We start from the raw sequence: 13711 nt of genomic DNA, 5'->3' as shown, positions 1-13711 counted from the left end.
CCTTAATCGGTGTCCTGGGCGCCTTGCTGACGAGCATAAAAAAACCCGCGCAATGGCGCGGGTTTTATAGTCTTACTGGAAGATGACTAACGCTTAACGTCGCCCAGCAGCCTACCGCGCAAATTGGATGCGTTTAGTAGTAGTAGGCTGGTGAAACGAGTGCTGCGAATCATTGCGTCATGCTCCAGATGAAATCGATATGCTTTTAGAGTTACTGGATACGCCTTTTGATGTCAACCCCTGAGGGAGAAAAACGTCTTTTTACCCTGGCGCTGAATTAGCTAATTGTGCTGAAGATCGCGCTTTTTTGCCGACAATCGTTTTTGGCGCCGCGGCAGGGGCGAGGCCATTTAAAACATTCACAGCATTTCCTTTTCATTCAAGGCATCACGTTGCCGGGGCGGCAGCGGTCGGCATCTTAATGAAAATGGTGAGAATATTTTCCTTGTGAATATATTTAAATAAGCTTAGGTTAATTATCTATGATAATGGAATGTTAATTTTAATAGCGATTTTTAATCGATACTTTAATGTGGCTTAAATTTAAATTAACTATTTCTGCCGTTGTTTATCTTTATAAGTTATGAGTAAACTTAACCCCATCAAGTAATCGATATAGTTAAAATAAATCGGTCATTTTCTTATTGTGCTTATTTTTGTCGAAATCATAACTTTGATATATTCCTAAAATGCGTTTTTACCCTTTTGCAAATTTCATATGCGTGCTAAATGATATTCTCAACATTAATTACGGTACTTGTGCAAAGGGAATTTAGCCTGATGGTGAAATTAGATATGATAATTGAAAGTACTGAATATCAAACGGCCCCCGCGGTGGAAGCGGTGAAACCTCAGCTACGAATGGTCGATCTCAATCTGCTCACCGTGTTTGATGCGGTGATGCAGGAGCAGAATATCACCCGGGCGGCGCACTCTCTGGGGATGTCGCAGCCGGCGGTCAGCAACGCGGTAGCGCGCCTGAAGGTAATGTTTAATGACGAGCTGTTCGTTCGCTACGGCCGCGGCATTCAGCCTACGGCGCGCGCGTTTCAGCTTTTTGGCTCGGTGCGCCAGGCCCTGCAGCTGGTGCAGAACGAGCTGCCGGGATCCGGCTTTGAGCCAATAAGCAGCGAGCGGGTGTTTAATCTGTGCGTCTGCAGCCCGTTGGATAACTATTTGACGGCAACGATCCTCAATAAAGTTAGCGAAGCCGCGCCAAATATTCATTTGATTTTTAAATCGGCGCTGAATCAAAATACCGAACATCAATTACGTTATCAGGAAATTGAATTCGTGGTGGGCTATGAAGAGTTTCGCCGTCCTGAATTTTCCTGCGTGCCGCTGTTTAACGATGAGATAGTATTAGTCGCCAGCCGTCAGCATCCGCGTATTAGCGGATTGTCGGCAGAGGACGACATTTATCGGGAAGAGCACGCGGTTGTTGCCCTGGATCGCTACGCCTCGTTCAGTCAGCCCTGGTATGACAATCTCGATAAGCAGGCGCGGATTGCCTATCAGGGCAATGCGCTGGTCAACGTATTAAACGTGGTTTCACAAACGCAAATGGTGGCGATTGCGCCGCGGTGGCTGGCGGCTGAATTCGCGGATAAGCTTAACCTGCAGCTGGTCACGCTACCGCTGCCGGTTAATAGCCGGACCTGCTATCTTTCATGGCACGAAGCCGCTGGCCGCGATAAAGGCCACCAGTGGATGAAAGAACTGCTGGTCAATATCTGCCGGCGCTAATCTGTCCGCGCATCACCACAAACGGGAGCCGCGGCTCCTGCTTTGTGAAGGGGCCGCAGGGGATATTCGAGCCTGCCGTTGAGGGAGGCTCATAGGGTGGCCCTTTTAGATTTCATTATCTATTTATAAGCAATAAAGTAGAATTTTATTCTGTTTGACGGCCTCGACTATGCGCAGATGCAGATGAAAAATGGATGATTTACTGCGACGCGGCAATTTGCCCGAGTAATGATTTGCGCCATTCCCTGTCGATGAAGTTTTCCACCTGATTTTTTATTAAATCCTGTTTTTTATTCTTTTAATACCTCTCGCGTACCCGCGGCGGCTAATTGCCTGCCCGTTAGCGACCAGTTATGGTAATGGCATCCAGTCCATTCACCTCAATGCGAAGACAAGTTTCTGCGCATTTGTGCGAACGCGCGGAAATTGAATTCCGCCGTCGTTAAAAACAATAAGCCGGGAGGCAAACCATGGAGATGTTGTCAGGAGCCGAGATGGTCGTCCAGTCGCTTGTCGATCAGGGCGTCAAGCAAGTATTCGGTTATCCCGGGGGGGCGGTCCTCGATATCTATGATGCGTTACACACCCTCGGCGGTATCGATCATATTTTGGTCCGCCACGAGCAGGCCGCGGTGCATATGGCGGACGGGCTCGCCCGCGCAACGGGTGAGGTCGGGGTCGTGCTGGTGACCTCCGGACCCGGAGCAACGAACGCCATCACCGGCATTGCGACAGCGTACATGGACTCGATCCCTCTGGTGATCCTCTCCGGGCAGGTGGCGACTTCCCTGATTGGCTACGACGCTTTCCAGGAGTGCGATATGGTCGGTATTTCCCGGCCGGTGGTGAAGCACAGCTTCCTGGTTAAGCAAACCGAAGATATCCCCGGCGTCCTGAAGAAAGCCTTCTGGCTGGCGGCCAGCGGCCGTCCCGGCCCGGTTGTCGTCGATCTGCCGAAAGATATCCTCAACCCGGCGAACAAGCTGCCGTACGTATGGCCGGATGCGGTCAGCATGCGTTCCTATAATCCGACAACCAGCGGGCATAAAGGACAAATTAAACGCGCTCTGCAAACGCTGATCGCGGCCAAACACCCGGTGGTGTACGTCGGCGGCGGGGCGATTAACGCCCGATGCGAAGAGCAGCTGTATAGCCTGGTGGAAAAACTGAATCTGCCGGTTGCTTCGTCGCTGATGGGGCTGGGAGCTTTCCCGGCCACGCACCGGCAGGCGCTGGGCATGCTGGGCATGCACGGTACCTATGAAGCCAACATGACGATGCATCATTCCGACGTGATTTTCGCCGTTGGCGTCCGCTTTGACGATCGCACGACCAACAATCTGGCAAAATATTGCCCGAATGCCACGGTGCTGCATATCGATATCGATCCGACGTCAATTTCGAAAACGGTGCCGGCAGACGTGCCGATCGTTGGTGATGCCCGTCAGGTGCTGGAGCAGATGCTGGATCTGCTGGAGCAGGAAGAGGCGCAGCAGCCGCTGGACGAGCTCCGCAACTGGTGGCAGCAGATCGAACAGTGGCGAGCGCGTCACTGCCTGCAATACGATACGCAAAGCGGCAAGATCAAACCGCAGGCGGTGATCGAGACCATCTGGCGTCTGACCAATGGGGATGCCTACGTCACCTCCGACGTTGGCCAGCATCAGATGTTTGCCGCGCTCTATTATCCCTTTGATAAGCCGAGACGTTGGATCAACTCCGGCGGCCTGGGCACCATGGGCTTCGGCCTGCCGGCGGCACTCGGCGTGAAGATGGCGCTGCCGGATGAGACCGTTATTTGCGTCACCGGCGACGGCAGTATTCAGATGAATATCCAGGAGCTTTCCACCGCGCTGCAGTACGAACTGCCGGTCCTGGTGCTGAATCTGAATAACCGCTATCTCGGGATGGTGAAACAGTGGCAGGACATGATCTATTCCGGCCGTCACTCGCAGTCGTATATGGAGTCGCTCCCGGATTTTGTCCGCTTGGCAGAAGCGTATGGCCACGTCGGGATTCGCATTAACGAGCCGCACGAGCTGGAGTCGAAGCTGGCCGAAGCGCTGGAACAGGTGCGTAATAATCGCCTGGTCTTCGTCGACGTAACGGTTGACGGCAGCGAGCACGTGTATCCGATGCATATTCGCGGCGGCGGGATGGACGAGATGTGGTTGAGCAAAACGGAGAGAACCTGATTATGCGCCGGATATTATCGGTATTACTGGAAAACGAATCGGGCGCCTTATCGCGCGTTATTGGTCTCTTTGCGCAGCGTGGGTACAACATTGAAAGCCTGACGGTGGCGCCCACCGATGACCCGACGCTCTCGCGGATGACGATTCAGACCGTGGGCGATGAGAAAGCGATTGAGCAGATCGAAAAGCAGCTGCATAAGCTGGTGGACGTGCTGCGCGTCAGCGAGCTCGCACAAAACTCGCACGTTGAGCGCGAGATTATGCTGGTGAAGGTGCAGGCCAGCGGCTTTGGCCGCGAAGAGGTCAAGCGCAACACCGAGATCTTCCGCGGGCAGATTATCGACGTCACTCCGTCTATCTACACCGTTCAGCTGGTTGGTACCAGCGATAAGCTGGATGCGTTCATCGCCTCGCTGCGCGACGTCGCGAGAATCGTTGAAGTGGCTCGCTCGGGCGTCGTTGGCCTGTCGCGCGGTGATAAAATAATGCGCTGAGTCGCTGAAAATGACGTAAAAATAGCCCGTCATAAACTGTCGGGCTATTTTTTTGCGAAATCGGTAGGAACTGGAGATAAAAGCGGTTGCTGCGCTAACTATTCTGCGTTTAGATGTTATAGAAATGAATCCATACCTGAAGAAAGGTTATGTTCTGTACTAAATTACCCAAGGGGCAATTGTGAAACTGGATGAAATCGCCCGGCTGGCCGGTGTCTCGCGAACCACCGCTAGCTATGTGATTAATGGTAAAGCGAAGCAGTACCGCGTGAGCGATAAAACGGTCGAAAAAGTGATGGCTGTGGTTCGTGAACACAACTATCACCCAAATGCGGTCGCTGCCGGTCTGCGTGCAGGACGCACGCGTTCTATTGGTCTGGTCATTCCGGATCTGGAAAACACCAGCTATACCCGCATTGCTAACTATCTGGAGCGTCAGGCGCGCCAGCGCGGCTATCAGCTGCTGATCGCCTGTTCGGAAGATCAGCCAGATAACGAGATGCGCTGCATTGAGCACCTGCTGCAGCGCCAGGTCGACGCCATTATCGTGTCGACCTCATTACCGCCTGAGCATCCGTTCTATCAGCGCTGGGCCAACGATCCGTTCCCGATAGTCGCGCTCGATCGCGCTCTCGATCGCGAACACTTCACCAGCGTCGTCGGCGCCGATCGGGACGATGCCGAAATGCTGGGCGCCGAGCTGCGCAAATTCCCCGGCGACAGCGTGCTCTATCTTGGTGCTCTGCCGGAGCTTTCAGTAAGCTTCCTGCGCGAGCAGGGCTTCCGGGCCGCGTGGCAGGACGATCCGCGGGAGGTGCAGTATCTCTACGCTAACAGCTACGAGCGTGAAGCGGCGGCTCAGCTGTTCGAAAAGTGGCTGGAAACCAACCCGATGCCGCAGGCGCTGTTTACCACTTCGTTCCCGCTGCTGCAGGGCGTGATGGACGTGACGCTGCGTCGGGAAGGCAAGCTGCCCTCCGAGCTGGCGATTGCGACCTTCGGCGATAACGAACTGCTGGATTTCCTCCAGTGTCCGGTGCTGGCAGTGGCCCAGCGCCACCGCGATGTTGCCGAGCGCGTGCTGGAGATCGTCCTCGCCAGCCTCGACGAACCGCGCAAACCAAAGCCAGGCCTAAGCCGAATTCGCCGGAATTTGTATCGCCGCGGGAGCCTGAACCGCCGTTGAATATTTCCGGCAGGAGGCTGCCGGGATAATTCTGCCGCTCGCCAGACGGATGCGCATCTGGCGATAATCCATACAAATTGCCTTAAAAATGCAAAACTGAATATCTTTCAGACAAATCCCTAAACTTCTTTACGTATTATTTTGTTTTATCCTGGAGCAGGGGCTTTCTTGCACCTGCTGGGTATAAGAAAAGATCTCCCGGCCGATATTTGTATTATTTTGTTACATTCACTAAGTTAATCGCTGAATTAACACTCATTTTAACGCGGATAATACCCCCTAATCTTCTCCACCCCGCAACAAGAGAGCCTCTGCGACGACAACAGGCACTGTTAACGGGCATCAGAATCGCCTAAAATGCCGCTCGCGTCGCAAACTGACACTTTATATTTTCCCGCCGAAGATATTTTGTTGCTTTTAACTGTTACGAATTTGTTGGTTATTTTCTTACACGTATTCATAGCGTTAATTTGCCTCGTTAGTTGATGATTATTTCATCAGGCCTAATATCGGCTGCAAATAATGGGTTTTTGAGCTTCGTTAGTATTCATGCTGGCTTGACAAGCTTTTCCTCCGCTCCGTAAACTCCTTCTGGTGGGAATTTGTGGGGTAAAGTGGCGAAAAGGGGTGAGGCTGGCATGTTCCGTGGGGCAACGTTAGTCAATCTCGACAGCAAAGGCCGTCTGGCCGTACCGACGCGTTACCGCGACGGGCTGATTGAGAGCGCTTCCGGTCAATTGGTTTGCACCATTGACATTCATCACCCGTGCCTGCTGCTTTACCCCTTGCCTGAATGGGAAATCATCGAGCAAAAATTGTCGCGTTTATCGAGCATGAATCCCGCTGAGCGGCGCGTCCAGCGTCTGCTTTTGGGACATGCCAGCGAATGTCAGATGGATAATGCCGGGCGGCTATTGATTGCCCCGGTGTTACGGCAGCATGCCGGGCTGACAAAAGAAGTGATGCTGGTCGGGCAGTTCAATAAGTTTGAGCTGTGGGATGAAACGACCTGGTATCAACGGGTCAAGGAAGATATCGACGCTGAGCAGTCCGCAACCGGGGAACTGCCGGAGCGACTGCAGGATTTGTCTTTATAAAATGATGGAAAATTTTAAACATACTTCGGTACTTCTGGATGAAGCCGTTAACGGCCTGAATATTCGCCCGGATGGTATCTACATTGATGGCACTTTTGGCCGCGGTGGTCACTCGCGCCTGATCCTCTCCCGGCTGGGAGCGGAAGGACGCCTGCTGGCAATCGATCGCGATCCGCAGGCGATCGCCGTGGCGAAAACCATTGATGACCCCCGCTTTTCCATCGTACACGGACCTTTTTCTGCGCTCGCGGATTATGTTAGTGAGCGCAAACTTACGGGCAAGATCGACGGTATTCTTCTCGATCTTGGCGTCTCGTCACCCCAACTGGATGACGCGGAGCGTGGCTTCTCGTTTATGCGCGATGGCCCGCTGGATATGCGTATGGATCCGACGCGCGGCCAGTCGGCCGCCGAATGGCTGCAGACGGCTGAAGAGGCCGATATTGCCTGGGTGATTAAGACCTTTGGCGAAGAGCGTTTCGGTAAGCGCATCGCGCGCGCCATCGTCGAGCGCAACCGCATTGAGCCCATGACCCGCACCAAAGAGCTGGCGGAAGTGGTGACGGCGGCGACCCCGGTGAAGGATAAGTTCAAACATCCCGCGACCCGTACCTTCCAGGCGGTGCGCATTTGGGTGAATAGTGAACTGGAGGAGATAGAGCAGGCGCTAAAAAGCTCGCTCAGCGTGCTGGCCCCGGGCGGGCGGCTTTCCATCATCAGCTTCCACTCGCTGGAAGACCGTATTGTGAAGCGCTTTATGCGTGAGCAAAGCCGCGGTCCGCAGGTTCCGGCAGGGCTACCGATGACCGAAGAGCAGCTTAGTAAACTGGGCGGCCGTGAGCTGCGAGCATTAGGCAAGTTGATGCCGGGCGAAGAAGAGGTGGCAGAGAATCCACGCGCCCGTAGTTCAGTTCTGCGCATTGCAGAGAGGACGAACGCATGATCGGCAGAGTGACAGAAGCCTTAAGCAAGGTTAAAGGGTCGATAGGAAGCAACGAGCGCCATGCCTTGCCTGGCGTCATCGGGGACGACCTTCTGCGGTTTGGGAAGCTGCCACTCTGTCTGTTCATTTGCATCATCATTACGGCAATTACGGTGGTCACGACGGCGCACCATACTCGTTTGTTAACCGCCCAGCGCGAACAGCTGGTTCTGGAACGTGACGCGCTGGATATTGAATGGCGCAACCTGATCCTCGAAGAGAACGCCCTGGGCGATCACAGTCGGGTTGAGCGGATCGCGACCGAGAAGTTGCAGATGCAACACGTCGATCCATCACAAGAAAATATCGTTGTACAAAAATAAGGATTATTGCGACGCATGAAAGCAGCGCCGAAAACGCCAAGACCAAAACGTCAGGAAGAACAGGCCAACTTTATCAGTTGGCGTTTTGCGTTGCTGTGCGGCTGTATTCTGCTGGCTCTGACTTTCCTGCTGGGCCGCGTGGCGTGGCTGCAGGTTATCAGTCCGGACATGCTGGTGCGTCAGGGCGATATGCGCTCCCTGCGCGTACAGGAGGTGTCGACCGCGCGCGGAATGATTACCGACCGCTCGGGCCGTCCGCTGGCGGTGAGCGTGCCGGTGAAGGCGATCTGGGCCGACCCGAAAGAGCTGCACGATGCCGGCGGCGTCACTCTCGACAACCGCTGGAAAGCGCTGGCGGACGCGCTGAATATGCCGCTGGATCAGCTGGCGTCGCGCATCAATAGCAACCCGCGGATGCGCTTTATCTATCTGGCTCGTCAGGTCAATCCTGATATGGCCGATTACATCAGGAAGCTTAAGCTGCCGGGGATCCACCTGCGCGAAGAGTCGCGCCGTTACTACCCGTCAGGCGAAGTCACCTCTCACCTGATCGGTTTTACCAACGTCGATAGCCAGGGGATTGAGGGCGTTGAGAAGAGCTTTGACAAGTGGCTTACCGGCCAGCCCGGCGAGCGTATCGTGCGTAAAGACCGCTATGGCCGGGTCATTGAGGATATCTCTTCCACCGACAGCCAGGCCGCGCACAACCTAGCCCTGAGCATCGACGAGCGCCTGCAGGCACTGGTTTATCGCGAGCTCAACAACGCGGTGGCGTTTAACAAGGCGGAGTCGGGAAGCGCGGTGCTGGTTGACGTCAGCACCGGCGAAGTGCTGGCGATGGCCAACAGCCCGTCCTACAACCCGAATAACTTCTCCGGCACGGCAAAAGATATCATGCGTAACCGCGCCATCACCGACGTCTTCGAACCGGGTTCAACGGTCAAGCCGATGGTGGTAATGACGGCGCTCCAGCGCGGGATCGTCAACGAAAATACCGTGCTGAATACCATTCCTTACCGGATTAACGGCCACGAAATTAAAGACGTGGCGCGCTATAGCGAATTGACCCTGACCGGGGTACTACAGAAGTCGAGTAACGTCGGTGTTTCCAAGCTGGCGTTAGCGATGCCGTCCTCAGCGTTAGTAGATACTTACTCACGTTTTGGACTGGGAAAAGCGACCAATTTGGGGTTGGTCGGAGAACGCAGTGGCTTATACCCTCAAAAACAACGGTGGTCTGACATAGAGAGGGCCACCTTTTCTTTCGGCTATGGGCTAATGGTAACCCCGTTACAGTTAGCGCGAGTCTACGCAACGATCGGCAGCTATGGCGTTTATCGGCCGCTGTCGATTACTAAAGTTGATCCACCGGTTCCGGGCGAGCGAGTCTTCCCGGAACCGCTCGTTCGTACCGTGGTGCACATGATGGAAAGCGTGGCGCTGCCGGGCGGCGGCGGCGTGAAGGCGGCGATTAAAGGCTACCGCATCGCGATCAAAACCGGTACGGCGAAAAAAGTGGGGCCGGACGGCCGCTATATCAACAAATATATTGCTTACACCGCAGGCGTTGCGCCCGCCAGCCACCCGCGTTTCGCGCTGGTGGTGGTGATCAACGACCCGCAGGCGGGTAAATACTACGGCGGCGCCGTTTCCGCTCCGGTCTTCGGTGCCATCATGGGCGGCGTTCTGCGCACCATGAACATCGAACCGGATGCGCTGGCAACGGGCGAAAAAAGTGAATTTGTGATTAATCAAGGCGAGGGAACAGGTGGCAGATCGTAATTTGCGCGACCTTCTCGCTCCGTGGGTGCCAAATGCGCCGGAGCGAATTCTGCGAGAGATGACGCTGGACAGCCGGGTGGCTGCTTCCGGCGATCTCTTTATCGCGGTATTAGGTCATCAGGCGGACGGGCGTCGTTATATCCCGCAGGCGATAGCGCAAGGTGTTGCTGCCATTATAGCTGAGGCCAAAGATGAGGCCGACGACGGTGAAATCCGTGAAATGCACGGCGTGCCGGTCATTTATCTTAGCCAGCTCAACGAGCGCCTTTCCGCGCTGGCCGGGCGTTTTTACCATCAGCCCTCTCAGCAGCTGCGCCTGATCGGCGTGACCGGGACCAACGGCAAAACCACCACCACTCAGCTGCTGGCGCAGTGGGGCAAGCTGCTCGGCGAAACCAGCGCGGTCATGGGGACGGTAGGCAACGGCCTGCTGGACAAGGTTATCCCGACGGAAAACACCACCGGTTCTGCGGTAGACGTTCAGCACGTGCTGTCCGGTCTGGCAGGGCAGGGGGCGACGCTGGCGGCAATGGAAGTTTCTTCTCACGGCCTGGTGCAGCACCGCGTAGCCGCGCTGCAGTTTGCCGCCTCGGTCTTTACCAACCTCAGCCGCGATCACCTGGATTATCACGGTGATATGGCGCATTACGAAGCGGCAAAATGGCTGCTCTACTCCGCCCACCACTGCGGTCAGTCGATCGTCAACGCCGATGATGAAGTGGGCCGCCGCTGGCTGGCGAAGCTGCCGGATGCGGTTGCGGTATCGATGGAAGACCATATTAATCCGAACTGCCACGGCCGCTGGCTGAAGGCCACCGCGGTGAGCTATCACGACAGCGGGGCGACCATTCAGTTTGACTCCAGCTGGGGCAAGGGCGAAGTCGAAAGCCGCCTGATGGGCGCCTTTAACGTCAGCAACCTGCTGCTGGCGCTGGCTACGCTGCTGGCGCTGGGCTATCCGCTGGCCGAGCTGCTGAAAACGGCTTCCCGACTGCAACCGGTTTGCGGGCGCATGGAAGTCTTTAGCGCGCCGGGCAAAGCGACCGTGGTGGTGGATTACGCTCATACGCCCGATGCGCTTGAAAAAGCGCTGCAGGCCGCGCGTCTGCACTGCAACGGCAAGCTGTGGTGCGTATTCGGCTGCGGCGGCGATCGCGATAAGGGCAAACGTCCGCTGATGGGCGCTATCGCCGAAGAGTTCGCCGATATCGCCGTGGTCACCGATGATAACCCGCGTACCGAAGAGCCTCGCGCCATTATCAACGATATCCTCGCCGGCATGCTTGATGCCGGGCGCGCGAAGGTGATGGAAGGCCGGGCGGAAGCGGTGACCAATGCGGTCATGCAGGCGAAAGAGGGCGACGTGGTGCTGGTCGCGGGCAAAGGCCATGAGGATTACCAGATTGTCGGCAACCGCCGCCTGGACTACTCCGATCGCGTGACCGTCGCGCGTTTACTGGGGACGGTAGCATGATTCGCTTTACGCTCACTCAGCTTGCCGATATCGCCAGCGGCGAACTGCACGGTAGCGATCTGGCCATCGATGAGGTCACATCGGATACCCGCAAAATAACGGCGGGGTGCCTGTTTGTGGCCCTCAAAGGCGAGCGCTTCGACGCTCACGACTTTGCCGCGCAGGCTAAACAGGCCGGCGCCGGCGCGCTGCTGGTCAGCCGCAGGCTGGAGTGCGATTTACCCCAGGTGGTGGTGAAGGATACCCGGCAGGCTTTCGGTAAGCTGGCCGCGTGGGTTCGCCAGCAGGTGCCGGCGCGCGTGGTCGCGCTGACCGGCTCCTCCGGGAAAACCTCGGTGAAAGAGATGACCGCGGCGATCCTCGGACAGTGCGGCACCACGCTGTATACCGCCGGCAACCTGAATAACGATATTGGCGTCCCGATGACGCTGCTGCGCCTGACTCACGAGCACCGGTACGCGGTGATTGAGCTGGGCGCCAACCACCAGGGCGAAATCGCCTGGACCGTTAATCTGACGCGTCCGGAAGCCGCGCTGGTGAACAATCTGGCCGCCGCGCACCTTGAGGGCTTTGGCTCGCTGGCGGGCGTGGCGAAAGCGAAAGGCGAAATCTTTACCGGCCTGCCGGCAAACGGCATCGCCATTCTCAACGCCGACAATAACGACTGGCTGAACTGGCAGAGCGTGATTGGCGATCGTAAAGTTTGGCGCTTCTCGCCAAACGCCGCGAACAGCGACTTTACGGCGACCAATATTCATGTCACCAGCCACGGTACGGAATTTACCCTGCAAACCCCGACGGGAAGCGCGGACGTGCTGCTGCCGCTGCCGGGCCGCCATAATATCGCCAACGCATTGGCCGCAGCCGCGCTGGCGATGGCGGTCGGCGCTGATTTAGCCGCGGTGAAGGCCGGGCTGGCTCAGCTTACCGCGGTGCCTGGGCGCCTGTTCCCGATCCGGCTTACGGAAAATCAGCTGCTGCTTGATGATTCCTATAACGCCAACGTCGGGTCAATGACCGCCGCGGTGCAGGTGCTGTCCGAAATGCCGGGCTACCGGGTGCTGGTGGTCGGCGATATGGCCGAGCTCGGCGCGGAAAGCGCCTCATGCCACCGTCAGGTTGGCGAAGCGGCGCGGGCCGCAGGGCTCGATCGGGTACTGAGCGTCGGCGCGCTGAGCGCCGATGTCAGCTCCGCCAGCGGCGTTGGAGAGCACTTTAGCGAGAAATCCGCGCTGGTGGCTCGTCTGCGCGAGCTTATCGCAGAGCATAAAATTCTGACCGTTTTAGTGAAAGGTTCACGTAGTGCCGCCATGGAAGAGGTAGTACGCGCATTACAGGAGAATGGAACATGTTAGTATGGCTGGCCGAACACCTGGTCAAATATTATTCAGGCTTTAACGTCTTTTCCTACCTGACGTTTCGCGCCATCGTCAGCCTGCTGACCGCGCTGTTCATCTCTTTGTGGATGGGCCCGCGTATGATCGCTCGTCTGCAAAAACTCGCTTTCGGCCAGGTCGTTCGCAACGACGGTCCGGAGTCCCACTTCAGCAAACGCGGTACGCCGACCATGGGCGGGATCATGATCCTCACCGCGATCGTGGTATCGGTCCTGCTGTGGGCTTACCCCTCTAACCCGTACGTCTGGTGCGTGCTGACGGTGCTGGTCGGCTACGGCATCATTGGCTTCGTTGATGACTACCGCAAGGTGGTGCGCAAAGATACCAAGGGCCTGATTGCCCGCTGGAAATACTTCTGGATGTCGGTGATTGCGCTGGGCGTCGCCTTTGCGCTGTATATGGCCGGGAAAGACACGCCGGCCACCCAACTGGTGGTGCCGTTCTTCAAGGACATCATGCCGCAGCTGGGGCTGCTGTACATTCTGCTGGCCTACTTTGTGATTGTCGGTACCGGCAATGCGGTTAACCTCACCGACGGCCTTGACGGCCTGGCGATTATGCCTACCGTGTTTGTTGCCGCCGGCTTCGCGCTGGTGGCGTGGGCGTCGGGCAACATGAACTTCGCCAACTATCTGCATATTCCCTATCTGCGTCACGCCGGCGAACTGGTTATCGTCTGTACGGCCATTGTCGGCGCGGGCCTTGGCTTCCTGTGGTTTAACACCTATCCGGCTCAGGTCTTTATGGGCGACGTGGGTTCGCTGGCCCTCGGCGGCGCGCTGGGCATCATTGCCGTGCTGCTGCGTCAGGAATTCCTGCTGGTTATTATGGGGGGCGTTTTTGTTGTTGAGACCCTGTCGGTCATTCTGCAGGTCGGCTCCTTTAAGCTGCGCGGTCAGCGCATCTTCCGAATGGCGCCGATTCATCACCACTATGAACTGAAAGGCTGGCCGGAACCGCGCGTGATCGTGCGCTTCTGGATTATTTCGCTGATGCTGGTGCTGATTGGCCTGGCGACGCTGAAGGTACGTTAAT

The 13711-nt window shown here is 56.4% G+C and carries 12 protein-coding genes; 11 read left to right on the top strand and 1 reads right to left on the bottom strand.

Annotated elements, in window-relative coordinates; all coding sequences use genetic code 11:
- Nucleotides 1–86 precede the first annotated feature (86 nt).
- Nucleotides 87–173, bottom strand: a complete 87-nt coding sequence (leuL, locus tag AC1M2H_RS22940; RefSeq protein ID WP_115193567.1) for a leu operon leader peptide — start codon at nucleotides 171–173, stop codon at nucleotides 87–89.
- Nucleotides 174–777: 604 nt separating this feature from the next.
- On the opposite strand from leuL, the gene leuO reads away from it, so the two are divergent.
- The 11 genes from leuO to mraY all read left to right on the top strand — a co-directional run bounded on the left by leuO (nucleotide 778) and on the right by mraY (nucleotide 13710).
- The gene (gene leuO / locus AC1M2H_RS22935) at nucleotides 778–1746 is read left to right on the top strand and encodes a transcriptional regulator LeuO (protein ID WP_480152021.1); all 969 of its coding nucleotides are present in this window, start codon (nucleotides 778–780) and stop codon (nucleotides 1744–1746) included.
- Between the two features lie 470 nt (nucleotides 1747–2216).
- Nucleotides 2217–3941 carry an acetolactate synthase 3 large subunit gene (gene ilvI, locus AC1M2H_RS22930; RefSeq protein WP_480149180.1) on the top strand — a complete coding sequence of 575 codons (1725 nt, stop codon included), beginning with the start codon at nucleotides 2217–2219 and terminating at the stop codon, nucleotides 3939–3941.
- A gap of 2 nt (nucleotides 3942–3943) precedes the next feature.
- Nucleotides 3944–4435 carry an acetolactate synthase small subunit gene (gene ilvN, locus AC1M2H_RS22925; protein WP_426815549.1) on the top strand — a complete coding sequence of 164 codons (492 nt, stop codon included), beginning with the start codon at nucleotides 3944–3946 and terminating at the stop codon, nucleotides 4433–4435.
- A 181-nt stretch (nucleotides 4436–4616) separates the two neighbouring features.
- On the top strand, nucleotides 4617–5621 hold the full coding sequence (gene cra / locus AC1M2H_RS22920) for a catabolite repressor/activator (protein WP_480149179.1): 1005 nt from the start codon (nucleotides 4617–4619) through the stop codon (nucleotides 5619–5621).
- Between the two features lie 638 nt (nucleotides 5622–6259).
- Nucleotides 6260–6718: a division/cell wall cluster transcriptional repressor MraZ gene (gene mraZ / locus AC1M2H_RS22915; protein WP_041144041.1), complete on the top strand. Its 459-nt coding sequence runs from the start codon at nucleotides 6260–6262 to the stop codon at nucleotides 6716–6718.
- Between the two features lies 1 nt (nucleotide 6719).
- Nucleotides 6720–7661, top strand: coding sequence for a 16S rRNA (cytosine(1402)-N(4))-methyltransferase RsmH (gene rsmH / locus AC1M2H_RS22910; RefSeq protein ID WP_480149178.1), 942 nt, complete (start codon nucleotides 6720–6722; stop codon nucleotides 7659–7661).
- Nucleotides 7658–8023 (top strand): cell division protein FtsL, encoded by a 366-nt coding sequence (gene ftsL, locus AC1M2H_RS22905; protein WP_002888550.1) that lies wholly within the window; start codon nucleotides 7658–7660, stop codon nucleotides 8021–8023. Before rsmH ends, ftsL begins: the two co-directional genes overlap by 4 nt.
- A gap of 15 nt (nucleotides 8024–8038) precedes the next feature.
- Nucleotides 8039–9805 (top strand): peptidoglycan glycosyltransferase FtsI, encoded by a 1767-nt coding sequence (locus tag AC1M2H_RS22900; RefSeq protein ID WP_426813087.1) that lies wholly within the window; start codon nucleotides 8039–8041, stop codon nucleotides 9803–9805.
- Nucleotides 9792–11279 (top strand): UDP-N-acetylmuramoyl-L-alanyl-D-glutamate--2,6-diaminopimelate ligase, encoded by a 1488-nt coding sequence (gene murE / locus AC1M2H_RS22895; RefSeq protein ID WP_480149177.1) that lies wholly within the window; start codon nucleotides 9792–9794, stop codon nucleotides 11277–11279. The genes AC1M2H_RS22900 and murE overlap by 14 nt, the downstream gene beginning before the upstream one ends.
- The gene (murF, locus tag AC1M2H_RS22890) at nucleotides 11276–12634 is read left to right on the top strand and encodes a UDP-N-acetylmuramoyl-tripeptide--D-alanyl-D-alanine ligase (protein WP_480149176.1); all 1359 of its coding nucleotides are present in this window, start codon (nucleotides 11276–11278) and stop codon (nucleotides 12632–12634) included. The genes murE and murF overlap by 4 nt, the downstream gene beginning before the upstream one ends.
- A complete protein-coding gene (mraY, locus tag AC1M2H_RS22885) occupies nucleotides 12628–13710 on the top strand; it encodes a phospho-N-acetylmuramoyl-pentapeptide-transferase (protein ID WP_045859908.1) in 1083 nt (360 codons plus the stop codon). The genes murF and mraY overlap by 7 nt, the downstream gene beginning before the upstream one ends.
- Nucleotide 13711: the final 1 nt, after the last annotated feature.

It is taken from the genome of Klebsiella sp. F11 (assembly GCF_056712265.1).
The sequence above is the reverse complement of the archived record's forward strand: the minus strand, read 5'-3'. Positions and strand labels throughout refer to the sequence as shown.